We start from the raw sequence: 25,268 nt of genomic DNA on the forward strand, positions 1-25,268 counted from the left end.
GTTATTGGCGCTCGCTATGCAATGGCTGCGCTGGCTGAAGATGCCCGCATCCGAACAGGTGTGGTGTTGACAGGTTATATTGCCACGGAGAAAGAAAAAACCTATTTGACGACTCAGAAAATTCCCATTCTGTATGTGACCAGTCGGGGACATGCGCGGGTGACGCAAGCTCTGCGCGAGTTATACAACCTGACAAAAGGTCATGGCAGCGAGTTGATCATTTATGATGGTGGAGCCATTGGTTATCAACTGTTTAAGCTCGACAAAGACTTGTTAGGACGAGTCGTGCGCTGGATGACGGAGAAACTACAATGAAACTCAGGATATGGTTCAGCGTTGTTGCGTTGATTCTAAGCTGGTTGTTGACACAACCGAAAGCTCACGCAGCAGAGATACCCGTCTCCTTCAAGACGGAGGATGGCTGGACGATTCATGGAATGCTTGGTATTCCTCAATCCATGACGGGCAAAATCCCCGTCGTGATTTTTCTCCATTCCTACGAACACGACAGCAGTGCATATGGACAATACCTCTATCCAGGGTTGGCACAGATCATTGGCGGACAGGGCGTGGCGACCTTGCGATTTGATTTTCGTGGCCGAGGAAAAAGCGCGGGGGCGAAAGAATTGAGCACGTTTAGCCCAGAAGAGTTATCGAGACTCTATCTGGACGTGCGTGCTGCGCTGGTCTTTCTTGCGTCGCAGTCACAGCTTGACACGTCACGCATCGGCCTGGTGGCCGAAGGCCAGAGCGCCGAGGCAGCCGTGATGGGGTGGAGAGGAGATGATCGAATCAAAGGGCTGGTCTTGATTTCCGGCAGATTAAGTGAAGCAGCGAAGCAGGAAATTGCCCAGCACCATCAAATCCCTTTGTATCTAATCGTCAGCCAAGAGGACCGCCAGAGCTTCCGCGATATGGCTCATGCGTATCAGCTCACGCAGAGTCCATTCAGCCGCATTAGTGTGTATAAAGACGTTGGCGTGGGAACAACGATGTTCAGCGTCTGGCGCTCGGAACGCCCCCAGGATAAGCCTCTCGAGGAAGGATTAGCTGAATGGATGATCGAGCGGCTGAATTCCGCGGGTGAAACACAAGAAGTATCATTTCAGACCGAGGATGACTGGATACTACATGGAACCTTAAGAACGCCTAGTGCCTTATCTACTAACGCAAAGACGCCAGCCGTCATCATGCTTCATTCGAGTTTTACTGATCGCCACGTTTTTGATCATCTAGCTAAGCTAATGGTGCAGCACGGACTGGTCGCGCTCAATATCGATACGCGTGGACGAGGCCGAAGCATCAATCGGGGCGTGCTGCTAGAATTACCGCCTGATGAGCGCAGTAAAACGATGTTGGACGCCAAGGCTGCGGTGAATTTTCTCGCGTCCAAATCCTTTACAGGGCCAATCGGTCTAGTGGGGCTGGATCGTGGGGCGTCTTACGCGTTAGCTGCTGCGATTGGCGACCGGCGTGTGGGCGCGCTCGTCTTAATGACGACGCTAATCGCCTCGAAAGAGCGAGAGGAGATTACAAAGTTAGACATACCAATTTTCTATCTGACGAGCAAAGAATTGGAGAAGGTCACCAACAGTTCAATGACGCAAGCGTATGCAGTGACACGGCATCGTGGGAGTCGCTTGCTTGTCTATAATGGCGGCGCGCTTGGTTACGATCTCTTTGAAATGGATGAGACGCTTGAGGCTACCCTTGCTCAGTGGATGAAAGAACAATTGTCTCGATAACCTGGACGCGTAGTCTGTCCAATTGATTTGCGCGATGAAAGAACTGCCGGTGACGCAGAGGGTCCTCGGTCGCGTGCTGCAAATGCAGGCAAGCCAGCATGGCGACCGTCCCTTTCTCGATTTCAGGGGCGAGGTTGTTGTTTCCTACAAGCAACTTGATGAATTCGCTAACCGGTTTGCTCATGGTTTCTTGAAGCGGGGAATTAGAAAGGGTATGAAGGTGGCCATTATGCTGCCAAACTGCCCTGAATACCTCTACTGCTGGTTCGGCTTGGCAAAAATCGGGGCCGTTATGGTCCCCATCAACACGGCGCACAAGGGCGATTTGCTTCAATATATGCTCAATCAGTCTGATGCTGAAGCGGTCGTCACCAATATCGAATTATTGCCACGCCTTCGGGCGATTGAGCACAAGTTGGCTAAGACCAGACAAATGATTGTACACGGCTGGCAGGGTGATTTTGAGCCCTTGTCAATCAAGACGTCAACCTTGGCTGAGTTCGTGAAGGCGCCAGCCGAGTCGCCGCATGTTGAAGTACGTCATTCAGATCCGATGAGCATCCTGTTTACCAGTGGTACAACAGGACCGTCAAAAGGCGTGGTCATGTCGCACCACTATTACTATCACGCTGCGAAAACGATCGGCAGTAGCATGGGTGATGGTCCGAATGATGTGCTTTACACATGTTTGCCTCTGTTTCATGTCAATGCCCAGGTGTGTACGGTGCTGGCTGCTCTGCTATTTGACGCGCGCGTGGCTATGTACGAGCATTTTAGCGCCAGTTCGTTTTGGCATGAGATCCGCCGTTCGCGAGCAACGGTTTTTCTGGCGCTTGGCATGATGGGCAATATCCTCTACAAAGCGCCGCCACGTTCAGATGATGCCGACAACCACGTGCGGCTGGCCATGGTGGTCCCACCGCCAGAAGACTTAGCGGGGTTTGAGCAACGCTTTGGGCTGCAGGTTGTCTATGAAACATTCGGCATGACTGAAGGGATTGTTGCCCCGCCTGTTATAACCACCCCACGTCGTCCGGGCTGTTGTGGCAAGCCGGCAGCAGAAACTCAGGTCCAGATTGTTGACGATGAGGATAACCCTGTTGGACCGCGTCAAATTGGTGAGATCGTGATGCGGCCCGCTGAGCCTTATACAATGATGTCTGAGTATTACAATATGCCCGAAGAGACGTTGCAATCATTTCGCAACCTATGGTTCCACACGGGCGATCTCGGCTATATGGATGAGGATGGCTACCTCTATTTTGTCGGTCGCAAGAAAGAGGCCATCCGCCGCCGTGGCGAGAATATCTCTGCATTTGAGGTCGAGCAAATTGTAAACCAGCATCCGAGCGTGCTCGAATCCGCCGCCATTGCCGTTCCATCCGAATGGAGCGAGGATGATGTGAAGATTGTTGTGGTGCTGAAAGAGGGCGAGCAGTTGGAGCCTGAAGAGTTGATACGTTTCTGCGAATCTCGCATGGCCTACTTTATGGTTCCGCGTTACGTTGAATTTCGCCATGAATTACCGAAGACGCCGACACAACGAGTCGAGAAGTACAAATTACAGGCCGAAGGTAATGGGCCAAAGACGTGGGATCGTGAAAGGGGCGGTTATCGGTTAAATCGCTAGCAAACAATGCCACTGACCGTCGCGCACTGGGTTTATGCTGGATTTGTCATACTCGTTGTAATGACGATGGCCATGCGGCGTGATCCGCTGATCCCGTGTATCATTGGTGCGTTTACACTAGGCTGGGTTATCAAAGGAACATTGCTTGGTGCTGTGCAGACGGTCTTCATCTCCAGTGTTGTGGCAACACGTGAATTGCTCGATATCATTTTGGTCATTTCGCTGATTGTTGGCTTGACCGCTGGCCTGGAAAGGATCGGGGCTGACCGGTTGATGGTTGCTCCGGCACAGAAATGGATGCGGTCGCCCGAAGTCGCATTCTGGGTTATCGGTATTGTGATGTTGGTCGCCTCATATTTCATCTGGCCATCGCCAGCGACAGCGTTGGTTGGCGCTGTGCTCGTGCCAGCGGCCAGAGCGGTGGGACTGCCAGCCATCTCGGTAGCCGTAGCGATGAATCTGTTTGGACACGGCATCGCCCTGTCAACGGATTATGTCATCCAAGGTGCTCCAAATATTAGCGCTAAAGCAGCAAACGTTCCTGTGGAGGCAGTGATGCGAGCGGGCATCCCACTGATCGGGACCATGGCCATTGTAACGCTCACGGCGGCGTTCATCGTGGCTCGTCGAGATATTACCCGAGCAGCATTAGGTCAGCCCCAATCGGATGAGACAGCCATGCAGGATCTCCTTGAAACCTCTTCCACAGGTGGGGCCTGTCATCAACCCACCTCCATCGCTCGCATCGCGGCCGTTGTGGTGCCACTGAGCTATCTTGCGATCGTGGTGGTTTTGACCTCATTTGGCATTCGTGGCGCAGATGCAACGGCAATCATCGGTGGCGTGACTCTACTGCTTCTGTCTATTTTCACGTTGCTCAGTCATGGATTGGATAGCTTTGATCTGATCACAGAACACTTAATCAAGGGTTTTAGCTTTGGCATGAAAGTTTTCACGCCGGTCATTATCATCGCTTCATTTTTCTATCTCGGCTCGCACGAAATTGCGCGGCACGTGTTTGGCGAATGGGGTCGCGGTTTGCTGTTTGATCTAGCCAGTGCGCTGTCAGCTATCTTCTCCCTGAATCGTATCACCGTCCCGTTGATAGAAACAGTCGTCGGCGGCATTGTCGGGTTGGTCGGATCAGGTTTCAGTGGGTTGCCGCTGACAGGGTCTTTGGCCGGTGCCTTTGCAGCAGCTACGGACTTAAAACCGGCGACGCTTGCTGCGCTCGGTCAGATTGCCACAGTATGGGTCGGAGGGGGCTGCATTATTCCCTGGGGTGTTATCCCGGTCGCTGCTGTTTGTCGCGTTTCGCCTCAGGAGCTGGCTGGCAAAAATTTCATTCCGGTCATGCTCGGATTGCTGGCCACAACGGTAGTTGCTGTGTTCCTGGCGTGACAGCTTCATAAGATGAACGGTCCATTCAAACGGAACGTGGTTATTGCGGGTGTTGCTGAATCCGATTTAGGTCATGATATTGGCCTGACTATTTTACAACATCAAGCATTAGCCGCTAGACGGGCATTGGATGATGCCGGGCTGAGCAAGCACGATGTGAATGCGGTGATGGCCGTGGATTTTCTCGGGCTGCCCAGCCTTCAAATTGCTGAATACTTAGGGATTCAGCCGCAATTTACCGATACGACGGTTACTGGAGGGGCTGCGTTTGAAAACCTGGTTGAACATGCGACGCTGGCGATTCACGCGGGGTTGTGTGACGTCGTGCTCATTACTTATGGCAGCACATTACATTCAGATCGCCGGCGTGTAATCGAAAGGGGCGGCATTGATCCGCGCATGCCACCTACACAGTTTGAGACACCCTATGGTGACTTGTCCCCTATTTCTGCCTATGCTCTCGCCGCCATGCGGCACATGCATGAATTTGGCACGACAAGTGAACAGCTAGCACATGTCGCTGTTTCTACACGACAGTGGGCGATGATGAACCCTCAGGCCCTCATGCGCCTGCCGATCACAATTGATGATGTGTTGGCGTCACCGATGGTTTGTAGTCCGTTGCATAGGTTGGATTGTTGTGTTATGACAGATGGCGGCGGCGCCATTGTACTGACTTCCGCCGAACGGGCCGGCGATCTGCGACGAGCTCCAGTCTATGTGATCGGCTCGGGGTTTTACAGCACTCACCATACGATCAGCCAAATGCAGAATCTCACCACAACAGGCGCAGTCGTTTCGGGGCGTCGAGCGTTCCAGATCGCCGGTGTGACGCCTGATGATATTGACGTGGTTCAGATCTACGATTCTTTCACTATCTCCGTAATATTGGCTGTTGAAGACTTGGGATTTTGCCAGAAAGGCGAAGGTGGAGCATTTGTTGAAAATGGACGGCTTGGCCCTGATGGTGATCTGCCGACAAACACATCTGGCGGTGGACTGTCATATACGCATCCAGGCGCGTTGGGTTTATTTCTGATTATTGAAGCCGTGCGTCAATTGCGCGGCGAATGTGGGGCAAGACAGGTGCCAGGCGCTCAATTGGCGCTTGTGCATGGAATTGGTGGTTGGTTGTCCAGCCATGCCACACTTATACTGGCGAGGTGAAACACATGATAGATGAGCGGCCTTTACCCAAACCTGATCATGACTCTGAACAGTATTGGGCGGCAGCCCGGCGGCACGAATTAGTGTTGCAACAGTGTGAGGCATGCGCGAAGTTTCGATTCTATCCGCGGTCTGTCTGTCCAAACTGCTTGTCTGACCGATTTCAATGGAAACACGCCAGCGGTCGCGGTTCGGTTTATTCATTCACAATCATCCATCGTCCGCCTTTGCCAGCGTTTCGCAATCGTGTACCTTATGTACTCGCATTGATCGAGTTGGAGGAAGGTGTGCGGATGATGACGAATATTGTCGAATGTCATCCGGCTGACGTTTATATTGGAATGTCGGTCGAGGTGACATTTGAGGATGTCACAGAAGACATAACACTGCCTCAGTTCAAACCATTGACACAAGGAGGACGTTCTTGAAGATCGCCTTTGACAAGCATTGTAGTATGTTGTTGGTTGGTACATTCCTTGGATGTGTTGTGCTCGCGCTGGCTCAAGGCTCTTTTTATGCGCGACGCGATCTCACGGTCGGTCATTACCCAACAGCGGTCGCCTCGGCAGATGTCAATGCTGATGAGAAATGGGACCTGGTTGTGGCCAATTACGGTTCAGGGACTGTGTCTATCTACCTGGCAAGTGGGAATGGCCATTTCCACGCGCCGATCAATGTGCGTGTTGGAGGCGCGCCGTCATCCCTTGCAATAGCTGATTTCAATAAAGATGGTCGTACGGATATAGCCGTGACGAATTGGATCGAGAAAAAAGTGATCATCTTGACGTCAAAGGCGAGGGGAGAAGGATGGCAGGTTCAGGCAGAGTATCAGGTGGGCATAGGCCCTACGTCGGTCGCAGCAGCGGATTTCAACGGTGATCGTCTCACCGATCTGGCAGTAGCCAACGGGTTTTCCAATGACGTATCAACTTTATTGGCCGATGGTCGAGGTAGCTTGCAACCAGCTACACGATGGAAGTGTGGGAGTGAACCCCGGTCAGTGGTAACCGCAGATTTCAACGGAGATGGAGCTGCCGATCTGGCCGTGGCCAACCGGCGCTCCGCCAATGTTACGATTCTGCTTGGCAATGGACGGGGCGGATTCAGTCCAACAGACCAACTCGGTGTTGGGGATAACCCAATTTCGATTGCTGCTGGCGATGCAAACCAAGATGGCCGAATTGATCTGGCCACCGCTCATTTGAAATCCGGATTTGTGTCCGTGTGGATCGGGGATGGCAAAGGCAAGTTCATCGGACCACGCTCGTTCAATACTCAGATGGAGCCATCCTCTGTGTCCATGCATGATCTGGATTGTGATCAGCGCTTGGACCTGATTGTTGCTAACCGTTTCTCTGGGTCGGTATCAGTATTGCTTGGCGATGGCACAGGGAATTTTACCGAGGCGAAAAACTATAAGGTTGGTGATAGCCCGCTCTCATTGGCCTTGGCTGATCTCAACCAGGATGGCTGGTTAGATGTCGCCGTAGTCAATCGGGATTCAGAAAACCTCTCAATTTTACTAGGCGATAGAGCAGGTGGGCTGGCGGTTAGCACGAATTTTGCCGTCGGAGATTTCCCCCGTGCACTAGCTGCCGGGGACTTGAACGGGGACGGGCATACTGATTTGGCGGTGACTAGTTTCCCTGACAAAGTCGCTGTGATTTTGGGAGATGGTCAGGGTCGGTTTGGTTCACCAGCAATCTATCAGGCGGGTGATGGCCCACGCGCAGTCGGCATTGCAGATTTCAACGCAGACGGTCATCCCGATTTGATCATAGGTAACGAGAACTCCGGCGACTTGTCGTTATTAATTGGTGACGGCAAAGGGGCTTTTGCCGCCCCCGTGCACTTCAAGACAGGAGCCGGGCCGAGTTTTTTGACGGTGCAAGATTTTGATCGAGATGGCCGCTTGGATGTGGCAGTGGTGAATCGTGATTCTGATACGATTTCAGTGCTGCTTAGCAATGGACACGGTCAGTTCGCTGAAGCAGTCAATTACCGCGTCGGTCGCGGCCCCAGCGGCATTACGGCTGGCGATTTCAACAATGATGGAATTGTTGACCTTGCATCGGCTAATCTGTTTTCACACAATGTCTCGGTTTTGCTGGGCAGGGAAGGCAGTCGCTTTGCCGAGGCGGTTAACTTCGCAACTGGTCATGGGCCATTCTCCGTCGCAGCGGCCGATTTCAATCGGGATGGCAAACTGGACCTGGTGACGGCCAATACTGGGTCAGGGAATGTTTCTCTTCTTCTTGGCGATGGGCGGGGACACTTTGCTGCTCCGCGTCACGTGCCTGCCGGAGAAACGGCGGCTGTGTTAATTTCCTCTGATTTTGATCAGGATGCAAATCCTGATATAGCGGTAGCCAATTTTGGTTCGGCGACCGTAGCTGTGTTGATGGGCAACGGTCGCGGAGGGTTTGCGCTGGCAGTGCACTACGGTGCCGAGGCAGCAACCCGGTCTGTCGTGGCTGCCGATTTCAACCACGATGGGAGACCGGACTTGGCCATTGCAAATCGTGATTCTGATACGGTTTCCATTCTCATCAATGCAGCAATTCAGTAGTTTCTAGGGGGATAACACTGTGCAGATAGACACCACGAAAGATGCAAATGAATTGCCAATATCGCAGACTCGTGTTTTCCTCTGCACCTTCTGCGTGTTTTGGTGAATTCTCTTTTCAGGAAAGGGGAGCGAGATGAAAAAGGAGAAAGTCAAAGTCACTCGACGTGAGTTTGTGAAAAGCGCGGCAGCTGGTAGTGCGCTACTGATGGCCAACAATCCGAATGCTATCATCGCAACTCCGACGGCTGCTGATATTGAGAAAATTGAGCAACAACGAGGTAAGCAGTTCATTGCTGATTCGCAGACGCATATTTTTTGGCGCAAGGAGGGACATGTCAAAACGAGTGAACGCGGCTGGTGGTTTCTCAATCAACTGGACACGTTCTATAAAGGTGCGTATGGGCCACAGGCCAACGTCAGGGAACTGACTCAAGCGCGCTTCCTGGACTTTGTGTTTCGGCAGAGTGAAACAAGTGTCGCGTTCTTGAATGTGCTAGCGCTGAAAGGGTTCTATGGTGGCAAGCACATGCTTACGCCGGAAGAGGCCGTCGAGGTTCGCTCGATGATGCCCGATCGCGTCATCGTACTCGGTAGCGTTGATCCGGGCGAAGGCAAGCGGGCGCTCGATGATCTAGAGCATCAGGTCAAGAATCTGAAAATCACCGGCCTCAAACTCTATCCGGGGGATTACAACAATCGGGGCTGGTATGCTGATGACGAAAAAGTGGCCTATCCGCTCTGGGAAAAATGTCGCCAGCTCGGCGTCAAGTACGTGGCCATCCACAAGGGACTGCCGTTCTCTATTTTTAACGCCAAGTATTGTCATCCCGAGGACGTTGATCAGGTGCTCGATGATTTCCCCGATATCAATTTCGTCCTCTATCACTCGGCTTATCCCTATATTGATGAATTGACGATGATGGCATTTCGACTCACCGGTCGGAGGAAGAATTTGTATGTGGACCTTGGTGGGCTATTTGCTATTTTGATGAAAGCTCCGTATGAGTTGGGTCATACGTTAGGCAAGCTGCTCAAATATCTTGGCCCTGATCATATTCTCTGGGGTTCAGACGCGCCGATCACTGGTTCGCCACAACCATTCATCGACTTTTTCCGCGCCTATCGTATTCCAGAGGAGTTATGCGAGCGGTATGGTTATCCGCAGATCACCGATGAGGACAAACGGAAGATATTAGGCGAAAACATTGCGAGATTGTTCAACATCAACATTGAAGAGAGAATGCAAAAGATCGCCAGCGACATAGTTGCACAATCGAGGGAATTGGTGACTGAGTAATTTCGGACATGATTGAATGTGACTTCAAACAACTCGTCTTTGATCAACGCAGAAAGATCGCGCAGATCACACTTAATCGCCCCGACGTGCTCAACGCGATGAGCCTTGAGTTGTACACAGAATTGGCTGATGCGATTGAGCTGGCCAGCGCGTGCCGGGATGTGCAGGTAATTGTCATCACGGGAACCGGTCGGGCATTCTCCACCGGCGGCGATTTGCGACAGGGCGATGTGATCAATCGCCTTGAGCCGAACCTGTTCGCTCAGGCGTCAAGCCGGGTGTTCAAGAGCTTGCTCGCTAGTGAGAAGACAATTATTGCCAAGGTGAATGGGATCGCACAGGCGAGCGGCGTGTTGATCGTCGCCGCGTGCGATCTAGCCATTGCGTCCGATCAAGCCACATTCAGATGTCCTGAAGCATTGGTCGGATTGTGGGAGCCGTATGGGCCGAAGCTATTGCCGTTAGCTATCGGCGTCAAACGAGCTAAATATCTATTGCTCACCTGCGACAAAATCAGTGCCGTCGAAGCCGAACGAATGGGGCTTATCAATTGTGTCGTTCCTCACGCTGAACTTGACCGGGTCACCGATGAGTTGATCGAGAAAGTGTTGGCCGGTGGACCGATGGCCCGCGCTCAGTTTAAGCGGATGATCAATGAGCAGATCGGGGACTTCGATCCTACTGTTGTGTTAGACGCGCTCTGTTCCGACGAAGGACGTGAAGGGATGGCTGCGTTTGTCGAAAAGAGAAAACCGAGGTGGCGGGAATAACGATGTCCGAACATAGGCAAATTCCAATCAAAGCAGGCCTATTTGAGCTGTTGGACGATGGTTTTCATCTGATCGGCAGTCGTTGTCGGCAGTGCGGCGAAGTTACGTTTCCGGTTAACGCGTTTTGTCCACAATGCTGCACTGAGACAACAGACCGCATTCCATTGAGCCGCCGTGGGGTCTTGTATAGCTTCACCATACAGCGGTTCAAACCGCCGCCGCCGTATCGGGGGCCAGACCCATTCATGCCGTATGGAGTTGGAATGATCGAGCTGCCTGAAGGGCTGCGAGTGACAGCGATACTTGATGAAGCAGACCCAAACAAGCTGCGCGTTGGTATGCTCATGGAACTGGTCATTACCAAGCTATTTGATGACGAAGAGGGCAACGAGGTGCTTGGTTACAAGTTCAAACCGTTTGTCAGTGATTGATATGCGAGACGTGTACGTGATCGGCGTGGGACTTCATCCATTCGGACGATTCGGCGAGAAGGATGTAATCGAGATCGGGCGCGAAGCCGTTATCAATGCTCTTGATGACTCAGGCCTCAGTTGGCGCAAGGTCGAGGCGGCGTACTGTGGCACCGTATTTGCTGGCCCGATGGCCGGCAACAAGGTGCTCGCTCGCGTTGGGTTAACGGGTTTGCCAATCATGAATTTGGAAAATGCCTGCGCCAGTGGCGGTTCGGCCTTGCGCGCTGCCTATCAAGCTATCGCAGGCGGTTTCTGTGACGTTGCGCTGGCCTTCGGAGTCGAGAAAATGCCAAAAGGATTCATTGCGGGAAATCCGAATGATTGGTTTGCCGTGATGGGGCTCGCCGTCAATCCACAATACTTTGCCCTTAAAGCCCGTTGGCACATGGCCAATTTTGGCACGACTGAGGATCAGTTAGTGCGAGTGTCGGAGAAAAATCATCGCAATGGCGCGTTGAATCCGTATGCGATGTATCAGAGGGTGATGAGCGCTGATGAAATTGCCAATTCGCCGATGGTTAACGATCCGCTTCGGTTGTTGATGCTTTGCGCTCCCAATGAAGGTGGTGCAGCGGTGCTGTTGGCAACGAAAGCCATCGCGCGACAGTGTTCAACAAAACTAATTCGCATAGCCGCCGTCGTGCTCAAGTCGCCACTCTACGGCACAGCGGAGGTTCCTCATATTTGCGTCAGCGCGCGGATTGAGGCGCCAACAGTCACCATGACGGCTGCGCAGGAAGCTTACGAGCTGGCCGGCATAGGGCCGGAAGATATAAGCCTCGTTGAACTGCAGGACACAGATTCGGCCTCGGAGATTATTTACTCTGAAGAGTTAGGTCTGTGTGCGCGCGGCGAAGGCGGAAAACTGCTAGATGACGGCGCCACGGAGATCACTGGTCGCATCCCGATCAATGTGAGCGGGGGGCTGTTATCGAAAGGCGAACCGCTTGGTGCCTCGGCGTTGGCTCAGGTTGCTGAAGTGGTCTGGCATCTGCGCGGTCAAGCAGGGCCACGCCAGGTCGCCGGTGCCCGTGTCGGTTTAACCCACGTTTATGGCGCATTAGGAAATTGTGCTGTGAGTATTTTGCAGAATTAATCACTTCCGTTCGTTAACGGCTATGCTGCCACACTTGCCAGCGTGGCCGTTGACGACCGACAACTCATCTAGGAGGAGTATATCATGGAATCGAAGCAGAAACTGGTCAGTGAGGCTCAACCAGTCGATCAATTTTTAGCGGAGCTTCAAGAGTTCATTGCCGGACATCATCCGAAAGATTGTAAGATGATTCAGGCCATTGCCAATGGGACGGCCTCTATGGAGGCGATCCAGAAATTTTGCAAAGAGTTCTATGCCTATTCAGCATTTTCGCTCAGGGCCTTTGCCGCCCTTGTGTCGAACACACCAGATGAAATTTCCTATCAGCTCATGTTACAGAATTTCGCTGGCGAGGCTGGATTACTGAACACGCCGGCGCATCCGGTCCTGTTTCGTGATTTTGCTTTGGCGGCCGGTGTGACAGAGGAGGAATTAGATCACCATACGCCGTTACCCTCGACGCTTGGTGCCATGTTCACACTCAATCATTTCATGCGTGGGCCGTTTGACGAGGCGGTGGCTGGATTTGGGTTTGCCATTGAGGGGCCGGCAGCAGTATGGGGCAAGATGCTTCACGATGGATTCAAAACCCATTACAACTTTGACGAAAAAGCGATGACCTTCTGGGTCATTCATCTGGAAGAAGATGATGAGGGAACAGGACTCGAAGCACAGCACGGCGAGAATGCGCGTCGGCTTATGCAGCGATTCGCTGGTACGGCGGAGCAGCAGGCTCGCATTCGCCGGGCCTTCGTTCATTCGGCTCTCGTGTTCGAGCATTTTTGGACCGGGATGGATCAGTTCGTGAGCTAATTGTCGAGCACAAGTTAGCTCATCAGCCCTAGGGCTTTCACACGCAAAATCGTATCTAAGGAGGAACGAAACATGGCTGCCGCTGAGTCATACACGCAACATTTTTATCGGCCAGAGTCCCAGAGGATGTCGCGAGATCAACTTCGTGCGCTTCAAGGGGAAAAACTGCGTCGTGAAATTGATCGTGTCTGGAATCAGCCGATCCCCTTTTTCAAACGAAAAATGGAATCGGTCGGCTTACGTCCGGAGCACATCAAGACAGTGGATGATTTGAGATATTTTCCACCAACGGTCAAAGATGAGCTGCGCGTCAATGAAGAGGAATATCCGCCATTTGGCGACTATCGTGGAGCACCGATAACGAGTTGCATTCGGCTTGGCCGCACGACGGGCACGACTGGGAAACCATCGAGTTTGCTCTGGACGAAGAAAGACTATGAAGTTGATGCAGAGATTTCCGCACGCTCGATGTGGCGATGTGGCATCCGTCCGGGTATGAAGATGACACACACACATCCTGGGGGGTTATATGCTGGCGCGGATCGGCTCGGCTCGGTCATCGAGATGGCCGGTGTGATGAATATCCCCATGGGTCCTCCACTGAACGACGATATCATCAAAGATCACTTGGCGCTCTGGAACAGGCTCAAGCCCGAGGTATACGTACTGTTTGGGCCTGTTATGCTGCGGTATCACGAGGCCGCGCTCAAGCTTGGGTATAACCCGCAGACGGATTTTGGCATGGATATTTTGCTGATTGGCGAGGCCGCCTGCGCTTATGAACACACACGCAAAAAGTACGAGAAGTTCTTCAACTGCGAGATCCACAACCTCAACGGCTCGCTGGAGGTCGGTGTTATTATGGCCAGCGATTGCAAGGTTCACAATGGAATGCACGCACCTGAAGATTACGTCGTGCTTGAGGTTATCAACCCTGACACCAACGAGCCAACGCCTCCTGGCGAGCGCGGTTACCTAACGCTGACGACATTCGATCGTGACAATATTATGATTCGCTATAACTTGGAAGACCTCGTTCATGTGAACCCTGATCCATGTCCGTGTGGTGAAACACATACGCGATTTTTCTGGGACGGACGGCGACAAGAAACTGTCAATGTGAGCGGTAAAGAAATCCTCCCGGTTGATGTCATGGTCGCGTTGAACGAGATTGAAGAGCTAGGCGACCGTCCTATTGAGTTTCAGATGGAGCGGTGGGGCAAAACGCAAGATCGTCTCAAACTGAATGTGGAGTATGACCCAACGAAGGTTCAAGATTTAGAATCGTTTCGTGCGAAGATTCAGGCGCACTTCCGCAGTCAATTGAGTATCGAGGTTGAGCCGGTGCTTGTGGATACAGCCGTTTATCGTTCAACCTACAAACCAGTGCGCGTCATTGATGTGCCAATAAACTAGCCGAGGAGAGGGACAAGCCTTTATGGAATTTGCACACGACACGCCAGACATGCTGGAAAAGATTCAGGCTCAGCTTGCCTACAACTATACGATTCCGTTTTATCGCAGGCGGATGGATGCATGGGGAATACGACCGGACGACATTCAAAGCTATGATGATTTCCGTCGTATTCCGTTCATGAAGCGGGAAGATCAGGTGGCCAGCTTCGATGAAGACCCACCTTTGGGCAGCATGTGGAATCCTGACACAGTGTTGATCACGCACACACCGGCGCCGGGCATCGGGCTGGTGCCTGAATACCATACACGAAGAGATCTTGATGTCGCTTCGACGGTCATTGCCAACAGGTTGGCGAGGGCCGGCGTGACTAGGGATGACATTGTGGTGATCAACTCCAGTTACCATCTTGTGGTTTCCGGTCACACCGGCCAAGGGGCATTCGTCGCGTTGGGAGCAAAAGTCCTGCCGCTTGGACCTGGTGAAACAGAGCGCCAGGTCGAGATCATCAACCGGTTCGGAGCAACGGTGCTGTTCGGTTTCCCCAGTTATTGCTTGAAGCTGGCTGAGGCCGGAGCCAAAGGTCGCATCCGTGTGATGATTGCTGGCGGCGAGCCGTTCAGCTCGATTGAAGGTCGCCGTGAGCAGGTTAAAAACGCCTTTGGTGGCAATATCACAGCAGTTGATTTGTATGGGTTAAGCGGGTTCAATGTTGTGGCGATGGAAGACAAGCGCGAGAACGGCATGCGCGTCCTGGTAGAGGAAGTGTACGCCGAGGTCGTTGATCCGGAGACAGGCCAGCCGGTTCCTTATGGCGAGCGTGGCGAATTGGTCTTAACCCATATCAATCGTCGAGCTATGCCGTTTGTGCGTTTCCGAACAGGTGACCTAACTGTGTTGAATCACGATGGTCATGAACTCTACATGCCTAATGGAGTTTTCGGTCGTACCGGGGAGATGTACCGGGTGAAAGGGTTGAAGTTTTATCCATCGGTCATCGTATTGTGTTTGGCAGGGATTGCCGGAGTTCATCCGCTCAAGTACCGCGTGTATATTTCTCGACCGAGCGGTACCACCGATCATGTAAAAATTTATGTCCAGGGTGATCCAAAGACGGTTGACCCTGAGCTGGTCAAGAAAAAGCTTGCTGCTCGGTTATTGTTTGAGCCGAATGAGGTTCATATCACCGAGGCATGGGAAGATGGCCCGACAGTTGTTGATGAACGCGGCGCGATTGATCGTTGATTGAACTGGTGATGAGGAAACGCTTATGGGAGTCCTTGAATCATTCAAGCTCGATGGGAAGGTTTGCATTGTGACAGGCGCCAGTCGTGGGCTCGGTCGAGCCATGGCCATCGCTTTGGCAGAAGCGGGAGCCGATGTTGTTGTCACGGCACGGAGCGAAGCCGCCCTCCAAGAGACAGCCCGTGACATCCGCGCACTTGGTCAGCGCACGCTGGCTGTTTCCTGTGACGTACATCATATGTCATCGGTTCTCAATGTCGTTGATAAAACTCTGGCTGAATTCGGCCAGGTTGATGTGTTGATTAACAATGCTGGCGGCGGCGAGATGCGACCCCTGATCGAAACTGATGAAGCACAGTGGCTGCGGATCATTGACCTGAATATCAATTCTACATTTCGATTTTGCAGAGCGGTCGGCCCGCATATGATCGCCCGTCGTCGCGGTAAGGTCATCAACATGTCGTCTGTGTATGGACTCATCGGCGACAAACATGTGAGCTCCTACTGCGCAGCCAAAGCGGCGATCATCAGTTTCACGCGGGCGCTGGCGCTGGAATGGGCAGAGTATAACATCACCGTCAATGCTCTGGCTCCGGGCTACATTTATACTGAGCGCACCAGCCGTGTCTTTAACGATCCCGATCTCAGTTTGAGGTTCATCAACCGGGTCCCAATGGGGCGTATCGGGAGGCGCGATGAGCTTGGCCCATTGGTCGTTTATCTGGCTTCCGATGCTTCGGATTACATGACCGGCAGTGTTATTGTCATCGATGGTGGCCAGACGTCACAATGATGAATAAGGGATGAATCATGAATCTGAATTACACCCCTGAAGAAGAGCAATTTCGACATCACGTGCGTGCTTGGCTCAATGAGCATCTGCCGAGGGATTGGCAGCAACTTGCCCGTGCGCAGAGCAAGCGCATGGATGAGTGGATGGCCTTTCTCAAACGCTGGCAGCGTCAGCTTTATGAGGCTGGCTTGGCAGGTATCTCCTGGCCAAAACAGTATGGCGGCCGTGGCGCAACGATGATTGAGCAACTGATTCTTATTGAGGAAATGGCACGAGCGCAAGCTCCCAACATGCTCAACATCAGCATCGGCATCGAACTGGTTGGCCCGGCAATCATGCACCACGGCACAGAGGCGCAGAAGCAGCGTTACCTACCCAAGATTCTCAGCGCAGAAGAAATTTGGTCGCAGGGATTCTCCGAACCGGCTGCCGGTTCCGACCTAGCTTCTCTTCAGACGCGCGCACTGGTCAAGGATGATAGTTTTGTCGTCAACGGGCAAAAAGTCTGGATGAGTTGGGCTGAATATTCGGACTACTGCATTCTGCTAGTTCGCACTGATCCAACCGCGCCGAAACACAAAGGCATCAGTTTTCTACTCGTTGACATGCGCAGTCCCGGCATCACCATCAGACCGACCAAGCAAATCACCGGTGAAGCAGAATTCAGCGAGGTGTTTTTTGATGACGTTGTCGTGCCGCGAGAGAACCTCGTCGGTGGCTTGAATCAAGGATGGAACGTGGCGATGACAGTTCTAGCACATGAGCGTGGCACGTCAGCCATCGGCTATCAAGTTCGCCTTCGTACAGAACTTGATGGGTTGATTCGGCTGACCAAGCAATTCGAGCGCAACGGCCGTCCGGCTTCTCAAGACCCCTTGCTGCGCCAAAAACTGGCGCAGGCCTATAGCGAAGTGGAAATCCTCAAACACAACATCTATCGCGCAGTGACGCAGATTATGCGCACCGGAAAACCAGGGCCGGAGAGTTCAATCATTAAACTTTTTTGGAGCGAGATGGATCGTCGCCAGAAGGAAATCGGCATGGAAATGCTTGGTCTCTACTCTCAGCTGGTCCACGAATCAAAGGGAGCAATTGATGATGGATGGTGGCCGCACGCCTTTTTGTGGTCGCGTGCTGGAACGATTTATGCCGGAAGCTCCGAGATTCAACGCAATATTATCGCCGAGCGGGTGCTGGGAATGCCGAAGGGGTGATTCAGCGGGCCGATTACAATTGGCACATCAGCAAAACAGATCACGATCAATTCACTTTCATTAAGTCTTAGCAAAGCAAGTATCAGTTGCCTGCTTCGTAGCAGGCTCATGCCACCGATCAATTGGCGTTCATTGAGCCCGAGCAAAGGAAGATGGAGTTTGGATTCACTGAAGAACAGCAGATGATTCGCCAGCAGGCGGCTGAGTGCCTTAAGCACGAATGTCCAACGGGCTTGGTTCGTCAGCTTATGGAGAGCGAACATGGCTACAGCCACGAGCTGTGGCAGACAATGGTCGAAATGGGATGGACAGGGCTCATCATTCCTGAGGCATACGGCGGAGTTGGGCTTTCATTTGTTGAATTAGCGATTGTGTTGGAGGAAATGGGCCGCGCGCTCGTTCCCGGAAGCTTCTTTTCCACAGTTGTTCTGGCTGGACAGGTGTTACTAGCCGCAACCAATGACCAGCAAAAGCAATGCTGGCTCGTTCCATTGGCCAGTGGAAAATTGAGGGCGACAGTTGCTGCGACCGAGTCGAATGGCCGTTGGGATGCAGGCGGTATCACGGTGAGGGCCGAGCATCAGAATGGTCAGTTCCTCATCAACGGGACGAAATTGTTCGTGCCAGATGCTCACATTGCTGACCTCATTATTTGTGTGGCGCGTACAGGCAGCATGGAGGGTGTCGAACAGGGAATCACACTATTCGCAGTTAATCGCCACGCCCCTGGCTTGACTGTGACACCTCTGAAAACCTTGGATCAAACGCGGCGGCTCTACGAAGTGTCGTTTGAACAAGTGCAGGTGCCGGCCCATTATGTTCTGGGCGAGGTTGGTCAAGGCTGGACAATCTGGGAACGTGTTTTCGATAAAGCCACAATTGGGTTGTGTGCCGAAATGGTTGGTGGCGCACAGGCGGCGCTTGATATGGCAGTGAACTATTCCAAATCCCGCATCCAATTCGGTCGCCCCATCGGCAGTTTTCAGTCACTCCAGCATCGGTGCGCCGATATGCTCCTATTAACAGAAAGCGCCCGCTCAGCCGTCTACGCAGCAGCGTGGGTGGCCAGCCAAGATGCAAACGACCTATCGCTTCAAGCTTCTATTGCTAAATCCTATACGAACGATGCCTATCGTTATGTGACCGGTGAATGTATCCAGATCCATGGTGGAATGGGTTTCACCTGGGAACATGATGCGCACCTTTATCTGAAACGGGCCAAAGCGGATGAAGTAACATTTGGCGATGCCGCATTCCACCGAGAACGGATTGCCAAATTGATTGGTTTGTAGCCGTACTCCAGAGAGGCCAAAGGCAGATTTATCCGTTTAATTTTTCTGTAATGCACTTCTGCGCTAGCAGGCAACAACAGCAACAGCCACAGCGGCAACAGCAACGTTTAATTTTTCTGTACTCCATTCCCGCTCCGGCAGAGGGTCGCTAGTGTAACATACGGAAGTGTGACCCCCGATTTTTTCTGTAGCCCACCCCCGCCCTAGACAAAGTTCCCCCAGTTGATCAGCCATCCCTAGCCTATAAACCAGATAAGGGAGATGCTCGCCTCCGTTCAGGATCAGCGTGACAAAGTTCGTATGGCTGGCACGTCAAATAACGTAGCGGTGCGCTCGGTCCTTGATTGCGAGTCTTTGTGGCCAGAGGACTGCGACGTTGGATTCGTCTTCGAGGAGGCGCTTTTCTTATGAAGATTCAAGGAGGCAAGAGTCAACCGGCAAATCGGAGCTAGCAACAAAATCAGAAGGTTGATGGGTATTCCCATGAGCACTATGTAGGCAGGCGGGCCGAGCGGAGCAAAGTAATCCGCGAATGAGCGCGATTCGATGCCGATTGATTCTCCCTCAATCGTCAATGATCTGGTCTACGATAGGTGCCCGTAGGTCTGCCGCGAGCACGGACGACGCCTGATTCCCTCAATCATCAATGATCTGGTAGGCAACTTCATTGGCTTGGCCATTGACGATGCTGAACGCGCGGAGTTGCAGCCTGGGATCGAGTGAGATGATGAAATACACAGCTTCGGGGTAGTACGCTTGCGCGATGTCCGTTGGTGATGGGTAGGGCGCCGAGCGGGGATGTGAATGATAGATGCCAAGTAGCCGTTGGCCCCGATTGCGGATGAGCTTCTGCGCTTGAAAAATTCCCTTGGGATCGGCAAAGTAACGGACCTCCGGCATCGTTGCAATGTTCTGGAGACGATAGATGTGCTCAATAACGTCATCATGACCGGCCAACAATCCGCAGCATTCGCGAGGCGCACATTCCCGCGCATGTTGTTCGATACCAGCGATGATGCAACGCCTGATCTTCACACGCTAATTCTAATAATCACATGATCCGACGGCCATGCGTCTAACACGTCCAGCACCTGAGGCAACAAACCCAAACCATACCGCGAGAGAAAATGCACTACGTTCAGATGTCGCTCTTGCAGTTCGCCGGTTGGATAAAGGGTGTTGAAAGCTCGTTGAATTTGTCGGTAGATCGTCTCCGCTTTCCTGGCTTGCGCTTCATTGAATTTAGTTCTCAACTGATTCAGATGGCCGAGGATTTTCTCTTTCGTTGTGTCGGCTGCGCGGACGAGCGTTGCATCAACGTTGGCAACCAGATGGCGGAGCTCATTCAAGCGGCGTTCAAAGCTGAGTTGAGCTTGATCAAATTGAGCCGCCGCATCGCCGGCTAGGCTCGTCTCTACAATTGAGGTCATCACAGCGTCGAATCCCCGGAATAAATCTTCAAATGTGAGCCCGTATGTTTGGAGTAACTTGCTATACCGAGATTCGACCAAGGTTGCCGATGCTCTCATCATGATCGGCGCGGCGGGTCGTTCAAACAGGGCAGCGAGCGGGGTTAGCTGAGCGAAATACGCGATCTCGCTAGGACCGCCGACGTAAACGAGCGTGGGCAGCAACGTGTCTTGTACGAGTGGACGCAACACGACGCTTGGGCTGATTCGTTCGGGTTGTGTCTGCGCAATGCGCAGCAGTTCTTCTTCAGTGAATGCAGCGCGACCGTTCTTCAAGGCAAAGCGGCCTGCCTCATAAACGAGCGCCGAGCGTTTCCCTTCGTATTCGATAAACAGCGGAACAAGTCGGTCATGGATACGCAGTTGTGCATGATAACCAGCATCGGTCAGTCGCTGCGTATGCTCAAGCAACCGCTCGATGATCGTTGGCGTGCGTTGGATGGCTTGGCTAAACAAGCTGATCAATTGACTCTTCAGTCTGATGTCGGTTGGGTCCAGTAGCACCAGATCGAAGTCACGCAACCAGTGGGCGAGCAGTTTCCCGAAGGCCACTGCCATGCTTGTGGCTGGGGTGTAGGATTGACGAATCTGTTGTTCCAGTTGGGGCATGAATTCCGACGTTGGCAATAAGCCCAATAGATGGTCAATCGTATGATGAATCTCCTCTGTGAGCGCCACCTCCTTGATCGGCTTTCCAGCCAGAGACGAGGCAATAGGATAAACCACCGGTGTGAGGCGACCCTCACGGTCGAGCACAAGCGTCTGACTGACTTCGGCGTGATCGTGATCGTCGCATTCGATCCAAAAGATGGGGACAGCAGCGATCCCATGCGTGCGTAAATCGCGACTCACTTTGATGGCAGTGAGCGCCTTCAAAATAGTGTAGAGCGGCCCACTGAACAGGCCAGCTTGTTGACCTGTGACCACGGCGACGGTATCGGGCGCTCGGAGCTGTTCAATGCGATCGAATGTCGCAGGGCTTGAACCAAACTCGCGGTTTTGTTCTCGCAGCACATCAGCGAGCAAGTCACGAGGATAACGTTCCGATGTTATGGTTGGAACGAAACGCAGCAGGGCATGCCGGTTGGGTTCAATCGTTGAGTAAAAAGCTCGAACGCGATTGAACTCGTGAACAAAATCGAGAAACAGGGAAGTCATGTCCGGCAGATTTCGGAACGAGATGTGTTCGCCGGTCAGATGGAGCATGGAGTGAGTAGATTGTTGCATTTGATGTCGAGCCATATTCTATGGTTCCAGATCGGGAATGAGGCCAGAGTCGGCGAGCATCTGTCGAATTTCGTTTCGTTGTTCCGGCGTTACTGGCGCGAGTGGCGAGCGTGGCGGGCCGCCGTAGAGGCCGCGTAGCTCCAGGGCAGCTTTCAAGCCCGGAATGTCCAGCGCGGCGGCCAGCGGCGCAAGTCGCAGTTGAATGTCTCGGGCTTTGGCATGTTGGTTTGTTTGAACGGCCTCGAGCAGTTGCCGGCAGGCTTCCCAAGCGATGAACGAAACAGCCAGCACCGCGCCATGAGCGCCGAGCGCCAGTCCAGGGTAAAATGCGTAAGCCGACCCGATCAGCACGTTGAATGTCGGCGGCGTCACTCGCAGGATGTGTTCCAGCGCGGCAATGTCGCCGGAGCTGTCCTTGATGCCGATAATGTTGGGATGCTCGGCCAGATGCACGACGCTGTGCAGTGACAGCGTGAGCCCGCTAAATTGCGGTACGTTGTAGAGCAGAATCGGAATCGGTGATTCGTCAGCCACGCGGGTGAAGAATGATTCGATTCGAGGCGGCGTCATGGCATTTTTGAAGTAAAACGGTGGATTAACCAGAGCCACCTGAGCGCCGAGTCGGGCTGCTTGCTTGATGTAGATCAACGTTTCTGCCAGCGACTGGCAGGTGCAGCCGGCGATCATCATCAGGTCGGGCGCGATGGCGTCACGAGCCACTTCCAATACATGGAGCCGTTCACGCTCGGTTAGGTGCACGAACTCGCCATTGGAGCCGAGCACAACGTAGCCGGCGAATCCACACTGGTTCCAGCGGGTGATGTTTGCTTGAAGCTGATAAAGCTCGACTCCTTCGTGTTGGTCAAAAGGCGTCGGTATGGGCGGAAACAATCCGCGCACGGTCATGTCAGGCATAGGATTACTCCTTCCTCTGATCGGCAAGGGCGTTCATAGAGTTCACTCATGAGCCGGATATACTACCGTATGAGCGCGGTTGGGTCACGCGATTATTGACGAATACGAGGCAAGCCGGTAGAATTTACGCGCTTTTACAAGAATGTGTGCCGCTATGGTGTAAGTGGTTAACACGCTGCCCTCTCAAGGCAGAGAGTACGGGTTCGAATCCCGTTAGCGGTACCAAAACCCCTATTCGAATCCAGGTTGTCAACGCGTTGCAGACCAGCGACGCCGCAGGATCAGAAAAGAGGCCACAAGAAGCTTGTCTACAAGATGTGATTCGTAGATCAGCCAGGGGATTATGTATGGCACAATCTCCAAAAATCTGCGGCGGCGCATGGCGGTCAAAATCAGCGTGAGCCGTGTCGGTTGCTATCTTTGGAATTTTTCACTAGCCATGCTGTAGCGTCACTCCGTCTGATACTGTCATCAAAGCAGTGGTTACCGGACGATTCACGTGTGTGGCTGAGTCTTTGCAAGCGTGTGTAATGTACCATTCGGTGATGATCAGTGCCCTCGAGCTTCTATTACGACATGTATCTTCGTCCGCGCTAGGCTGGTAGGCGTTACGGTTGTGCAAGCTCGTCGGTCAACCGGATTCCTTGATCTTGCAGACGGGCGTGGGCACTTAAGTCACAGCTAAGGCCACCAGAGAATAACCTTATCCCTTCTAACTTTTGCTATAAATGGTGGCGGATGCTTCTGGATGAATCGTCGAATCTTCGGCAGGGCATCAATGAAAATCTTCGCCTTTGCTTCGGCCTTGAGCTGTCCTGGGGTGGCAAAGACGAAGACTCCCACTTTTGCTTCTTCAATGGCTCTGCGCGCGGGCTCACGGTAGCGAATTCTCTCATCATTACTGATGACGAACCACTGTCTGCGGCCTACTTCAGCAAGCCAGGCCTCATCGGTTTCATCCTGAGAAAAGAAGTCATCATGGATACGGACCTCCACGCCAGCCCTTCGGAGAAGACGGGGAAACTTTTTCTTTCCAAGATCACGGTCAACGAAGAAGACAACAAGCTTAGGCGGCGGCGAGGTGGAGTTCGCACCGGATCGCTTCTTCGATCTGGAACGGCTTGAGGTCATAATCGTCAGCCAGCTCGTGGATAGATTCGCCTGCCTTATAACGCGCGGCGATCGTGGCGGTTCGTATGCCAGTCCCTACGATTACTGGCTGGCCAAATGCAATGCGAGGATCAATAACGACGAGTCTCGGCTCGCTCTGAAGCGTTGGAGTCGTGAATGGATAGAGCCTCACTGGAATACCAGCCATGTCTCGCTCGATGCGATGCAGATGAGCGCGTAGGACTTCTTTCATTGCCAACTGGCCGTCCTGCGAGATACCGATTAGTTGACCATACTTTTCGACGAAGAGGTTGACGCCATCGGTCTCAAAGTGCTGGTCTGCGAGTGGATGTCGAGAATGGAATTGCTGCTTCAAATAGTCAATTGCTTTTCTCACTTTCTGCAAACGCACCTTGTGCTCGCGGCGGATCGCGGCCAGGATGTGAATCTCGATGAGGTTGATGAAAGAAAGCAGCAGAGGATTCTTGCTCGCCGGGACAATAATTGGCTTAAAGTATTTTTGGCCCGCTTGGGTTGAATATGGATAGCCCACAACCCAAGAGCGTATGGTGGATACGGGAATGACAAGGTAGCGGGCGGCCTCTTGGATGAAGTAGGCAGGTAGTTCGCGCGGATCAGAACCGCTGTGAGACTGAGACGCTTCTCTACTCATGCAAGTTCGTGCCTCTTTGAAAGCGAAACAACCATAATGTCGGCAAGATGAGGTGTCAAGGTGTTCAGCCGCCCATGGTGGACTTGCGGCGTCCCTTGACTGTTTACAGCTACACCGTCAACGCACCTCAAGAGAAAATCGAATCATGGCGGACTTCCGGCCGCTTTTGATCCTTTACAGCGGGTTTTGCTTCCGTGTTCACCCCTGACGGTAATTCTGCCCACCGCCGATGGGGGCCTTTGATCCCGAACATTCATCCGAAAACCGCTATAAGACGCAATCATACCATCGGGCGCACCGGTGAAGGTTAAGTCAACGTGCCGCTATGGTGTAAGTGGTTAACACGCTGCCCTCTCAAGGCAGAGAGTACGGGTTCGAATCCCGTTAGCGGTACCAAAGGCCTCATCAAGGTGGGTCGTTCAAGCGGCTCACCTTTCGCATTTTTGTTTGTGATGATCGTGATGATGTTCCCTGAGTCTCCTGAGGCAGACGGCTAATGCTAGTGTGGATGTGTCTCCTTTCGTTCAGCCTGATGGAAGAGGCGGAGGCGTCGCAGCCATTGTGGCTTGATGAACTTGAAGAACCGTTCACCGCAAGCGCGGCAGCGCAACGGAAATATGCTGAGTAATGAAATATACCTCTCGGCCTTGGTTCGACGGTGCGATCGTCGAACTAACTCAGAACGACAACGTGGACAAGATGCCATGTTTTGCCTCCCCTGGACCCCGGATGGTTATGCCAGTATTTCCGCGAAAAGTCAAACGAATTTGCTATGGGAGTAGACTCATTCGCTCAACGACTCCACCCCGCCGGACGCTCATCATGGGTGGACTGGACTCAACCACAATCCTGGCAAACGAGCTTGCTTCTATGACGCGCGGTCTGCGTGTGGGAGCTTGCTCTGGTGGATGTTGGCGTTTGATCGGCTCTTGTGTCTTAGGTATGACAACGTTAG

23 protein-coding genes and 2 tRNA genes are annotated in these 25,268 nt (G+C 52.8%); 19 read left to right on the forward strand and 6 right to left on the reverse strand.

The features are described from left to right. The 17 genes from NZ823_10855 to NZ823_10935 form a co-directional block, all read left to right on the forward strand. The coding region (locus tag NZ823_10855) for a hypothetical protein (GenBank protein MCS6805624.1) at positions 1-315 on the forward strand (315 nt) is incomplete at its 5' end. Further along, on the forward strand, positions 312-1,745 hold the full coding sequence (locus NZ823_10860) for a dienelactone hydrolase family protein (protein MCS6805625.1): 1,434 nt from the start codon (positions 312-314) through the stop codon (positions 1,743-1,745). The genes NZ823_10855 and NZ823_10860, both read left to right, overlap by 4 nt. A 34-nt stretch (positions 1,746-1,779) precedes the next feature. After that, on the forward strand, positions 1,780-3,375 hold the full coding sequence (locus NZ823_10865) for an ATP-dependent acyl-CoA ligase (protein ID MCS6805626.1): 1,596 nt from the start codon (positions 1,780-1,782) through the stop codon (positions 3,373-3,375). A 6-nt stretch (positions 3,376-3,381) separates the two neighbouring features. After that, positions 3,382-4,776 carry a hypothetical protein gene (locus NZ823_10870; protein MCS6805627.1) on the forward strand — a complete coding sequence of 465 codons (1,395 nt, stop codon included), beginning with the start codon at positions 3,382-3,384 and terminating at the stop codon, positions 4,774-4,776. Positions 4,777-4,788: 12 nt separating this feature from the next. After that, positions 4,789-5,943 (forward strand): acetyl-CoA acetyltransferase, encoded by a 1,155-nt coding sequence (locus NZ823_10875; GenBank protein MCS6805628.1) that lies wholly within the window; start codon positions 4,789-4,791, stop codon positions 5,941-5,943. Between the two features lie 5 nt (positions 5,944-5,948). Beyond that, on the forward strand, positions 5,949-6,371 hold the full coding sequence (locus NZ823_10880; protein ID MCS6805629.1) for a Zn-ribbon domain-containing OB-fold protein: 423 nt from the start codon (positions 5,949-5,951) through the stop codon (positions 6,369-6,371). Beyond that, positions 6,368-8,512 (forward strand): VCBS repeat-containing protein, encoded by a 2,145-nt coding sequence (locus NZ823_10885; protein ID MCS6805630.1) that lies wholly within the window; start codon positions 6,368-6,370, stop codon positions 8,510-8,512. Before NZ823_10880 ends, NZ823_10885 begins: the two co-directional genes overlap by 4 nt. A gap of 133 nt (positions 8,513-8,645) precedes the next feature. Beyond that, on the forward strand, positions 8,646-9,809 hold the full coding sequence (locus NZ823_10890) for an amidohydrolase family protein (protein MCS6805631.1): 1,164 nt from the start codon (positions 8,646-8,648) through the stop codon (positions 9,807-9,809). A gap of 8 nt (positions 9,810-9,817) precedes the next feature. Beyond that, positions 9,818-10,579, forward strand: a complete 762-nt coding sequence (locus tag NZ823_10895) for an enoyl-CoA hydratase/isomerase family protein (GenBank protein ID MCS6805632.1) — start codon at positions 9,818-9,820, stop codon at positions 10,577-10,579. Between the two features lie 2 nt (positions 10,580-10,581). Further along, positions 10,582-11,010, forward strand: coding sequence for an OB-fold domain-containing protein (locus NZ823_10900; GenBank protein ID MCS6805633.1), 429 nt, complete (start codon positions 10,582-10,584; stop codon positions 11,008-11,010). A 1-nt stretch (position 11,011) separates the two neighbouring features. Continuing rightward, on the forward strand, positions 11,012-12,148 hold the full coding sequence (locus NZ823_10905) for a thiolase family protein (protein ID MCS6805634.1): 1,137 nt from the start codon (positions 11,012-11,014) through the stop codon (positions 12,146-12,148). A gap of 84 nt (positions 12,149-12,232) precedes the next feature. Next, positions 12,233-12,961, forward strand: coding sequence for an iron-containing redox enzyme family protein (locus NZ823_10910; GenBank protein ID MCS6805635.1), 729 nt, complete (start codon positions 12,233-12,235; stop codon positions 12,959-12,961). Positions 12,962-13,033: 72 nt separating this feature from the next. Beyond that, on the forward strand, positions 13,034-14,377 hold the full coding sequence (locus NZ823_10915; GenBank protein ID MCS6805636.1) for a hypothetical protein: 1,344 nt from the start codon (positions 13,034-13,036) through the stop codon (positions 14,375-14,377). Between the two features lie 22 nt (positions 14,378-14,399). Beyond that, positions 14,400-15,620 carry an AMP-binding protein gene (locus NZ823_10920; protein MCS6805637.1) on the forward strand — a complete coding sequence of 407 codons (1,221 nt, stop codon included), beginning with the start codon at positions 14,400-14,402 and terminating at the stop codon, positions 15,618-15,620. 25 nt (positions 15,621-15,645) lie between these two features. Continuing rightward, the gene (locus NZ823_10925; protein MCS6805638.1) at positions 15,646-16,413 is read left to right on the forward strand and encodes an SDR family oxidoreductase; all 768 of its coding nucleotides are present in this window, start codon (positions 15,646-15,648) and stop codon (positions 16,411-16,413) included. Between the two features lie 17 nt (positions 16,414-16,430). After that, a complete protein-coding gene (locus NZ823_10930) occupies positions 16,431-17,627 on the forward strand; it encodes an acyl-CoA dehydrogenase (GenBank protein MCS6805639.1) in 1,197 nt (398 codons plus the stop codon). A gap of 152 nt (positions 17,628-17,779) precedes the next feature. After that, entirely contained in the window at positions 17,780-18,919 is a 1,140-nt protein-coding gene (locus NZ823_10935; protein MCS6805640.1) for an acyl-CoA/acyl-ACP dehydrogenase, read from the forward strand. A 636-nt stretch (positions 18,920-19,555) separates the two neighbouring features. Here the strand turns inward: NZ823_10935 and NZ823_10940 are convergent. Genes NZ823_10940 through NZ823_10950 form a run of 3 tightly spaced genes read right to left on the reverse strand, consistent with a single transcriptional unit; the run spans position 19,556 to position 22,530 of the window. Then, a complete protein-coding gene (locus NZ823_10940) occupies positions 19,556-19,954 on the reverse strand; it encodes a M67 family metallopeptidase (GenBank protein MCS6805641.1) in 399 nt (132 codons plus the stop codon). Beyond that, on the reverse strand, positions 19,951-21,630 hold the full coding sequence (gene bshC, locus NZ823_10945; GenBank protein MCS6805642.1) for a bacillithiol biosynthesis cysteine-adding enzyme BshC: 1,680 nt from the start codon (positions 21,628-21,630) through the stop codon (positions 19,951-19,953). Before bshC ends, NZ823_10940 begins: the two co-directional genes overlap by 4 nt. A gap of 3 nt (positions 21,631-21,633) precedes the next feature. Beyond that, positions 21,634-22,530, reverse strand: a complete 897-nt coding sequence (locus NZ823_10950) for a dihydrodipicolinate synthase family protein (GenBank protein ID MCS6805643.1) — start codon at positions 22,528-22,530, stop codon at positions 21,634-21,636. 148 nt (positions 22,531-22,678) lie between these two features. Between NZ823_10950 and NZ823_10955 the strand changes: the two genes are divergently transcribed. Next, positions 22,679-22,755: transfer RNA gene (locus tag NZ823_10955), tRNA-Glu, on the forward strand. 456 nt (positions 22,756-23,211) lie between these two features. On the opposite strand, the gene NZ823_10960 is transcribed toward NZ823_10955, so the two are convergent. Continuing rightward, on the reverse strand, positions 23,212-23,661 hold the full coding sequence (locus NZ823_10960; GenBank protein ID MCS6805644.1) for a hypothetical protein: 450 nt from the start codon (positions 23,659-23,661) through the stop codon (positions 23,212-23,214). Further along, entirely contained in the window at positions 23,597-24,313 is a 717-nt protein-coding gene (locus NZ823_10965) for a DUF433 domain-containing protein (GenBank protein MCS6805645.1), read from the reverse strand. The genes NZ823_10960 and NZ823_10965 overlap by 65 nt, the downstream gene beginning before the upstream one ends. Before the next feature lie 319 nt (positions 24,314-24,632). Between NZ823_10965 and NZ823_10970 the strand changes: the two genes are divergently transcribed. Continuing rightward, positions 24,633-24,709, forward strand: a tRNA-Glu gene (locus NZ823_10970). A 374-nt stretch (positions 24,710-25,083) separates the two neighbouring features. On the opposite strand, the gene NZ823_10975 is transcribed toward NZ823_10970, so the two are convergent. Next, positions 25,084-25,268, reverse strand: a 185-nt coding sequence (locus tag NZ823_10975) for a hypothetical protein (GenBank protein ID MCS6805646.1), incomplete at its 5' end; no start/stop codon positions are given.

The sequence above is a fragment of the Blastocatellia bacterium genome (assembly GCA_025054955.1).
GTDB lineage: Bacteria > Acidobacteriota > Blastocatellia > HR10 > J050 > JANWZE01.

Bases quoted from the DNA above. Each gene is read 5' to 3' on its own strand.
- NZ823_10865 (MCS6805626.1), top strand. From the start codon at position 1,780: ATGAAAGAACTGCCGGTGACGCAGAGGGTCCTCGGTCGCGTGCTGCAA.
- NZ823_10925 (MCS6805638.1), top strand. From the start codon at position 15,646: ATGGGAGTCCTTGAATCATTCAAGCTCGATGGGAAGGTTTGCATTGTG.
- NZ823_10895 (MCS6805632.1), top strand. From the start codon at position 9,818: ATGATTGAATGTGACTTCAAACAACTCGTCTTTGATCAACGCAGAAAG.
- NZ823_10910 (MCS6805635.1), top strand. From the start codon at position 12,233: ATGGAATCGAAGCAGAAACTGGTCAGTGAGGCTCAACCAGTCGATCAA.
- bshC (MCS6805642.1), bottom strand. From the start codon at position 21,630: ATGGCTCGACATCAAATGCAACAATCTACTCACTCCATGCTCCATCTG.
- NZ823_10920 (MCS6805637.1), top strand. From the start codon at position 14,400: ATGGAATTTGCACACGACACGCCAGACATGCTGGAAAAGATTCAGGCT.
- NZ823_10965 (MCS6805645.1), bottom strand. From the start codon at position 24,313: ATGAGTAGAGAAGCGTCTCAGTCTCACAGCGGTTCTGATCCGCGCGAA.
- NZ823_10875 (MCS6805628.1), top strand. From the start codon at position 4,789: ATGAACGGTCCATTCAAACGGAACGTGGTTATTGCGGGTGTTGCTGAA.
- NZ823_10960 (MCS6805644.1), bottom strand. From the start codon at position 23,661: ATGACCTCAAGCCGTTCCAGATCGAAGAAGCGATCCGGTGCGAACTCC.
- NZ823_10905 (MCS6805634.1), top strand. From the start codon at position 11,012: ATGCGAGACGTGTACGTGATCGGCGTGGGACTTCATCCATTCGGACGA.
- NZ823_10900 (MCS6805633.1), top strand. From the start codon at position 10,582: ATGTCCGAACATAGGCAAATTCCAATCAAAGCAGGCCTATTTGAGCTG.
- NZ823_10915 (MCS6805636.1), top strand. From the start codon at position 13,034: ATGGCTGCCGCTGAGTCATACACGCAACATTTTTATCGGCCAGAGTCC.
- NZ823_10930 (MCS6805639.1), top strand. From the start codon at position 16,431: ATGAATCTGAATTACACCCCTGAAGAAGAGCAATTTCGACATCACGTG.
- NZ823_10935 (MCS6805640.1), top strand. From the start codon at position 17,780: ATGGAGTTTGGATTCACTGAAGAACAGCAGATGATTCGCCAGCAGGCG.
- NZ823_10950 (MCS6805643.1), bottom strand. From the start codon at position 22,530: ATGCCTGACATGACCGTGCGCGGATTGTTTCCGCCCATACCGACGCCT.
- NZ823_10870 (MCS6805627.1), top strand. From the start codon at position 3,382: ATGCCACTGACCGTCGCGCACTGGGTTTATGCTGGATTTGTCATACTC.
- NZ823_10890 (MCS6805631.1), top strand. From the start codon at position 8,646: ATGAAAAAGGAGAAAGTCAAAGTCACTCGACGTGAGTTTGTGAAAAGC.
- NZ823_10880 (MCS6805629.1), top strand. From the start codon at position 5,949: ATGATAGATGAGCGGCCTTTACCCAAACCTGATCATGACTCTGAACAG.
- NZ823_10860 (MCS6805625.1), top strand. From the start codon at position 312: ATGAAACTCAGGATATGGTTCAGCGTTGTTGCGTTGATTCTAAGCTGG.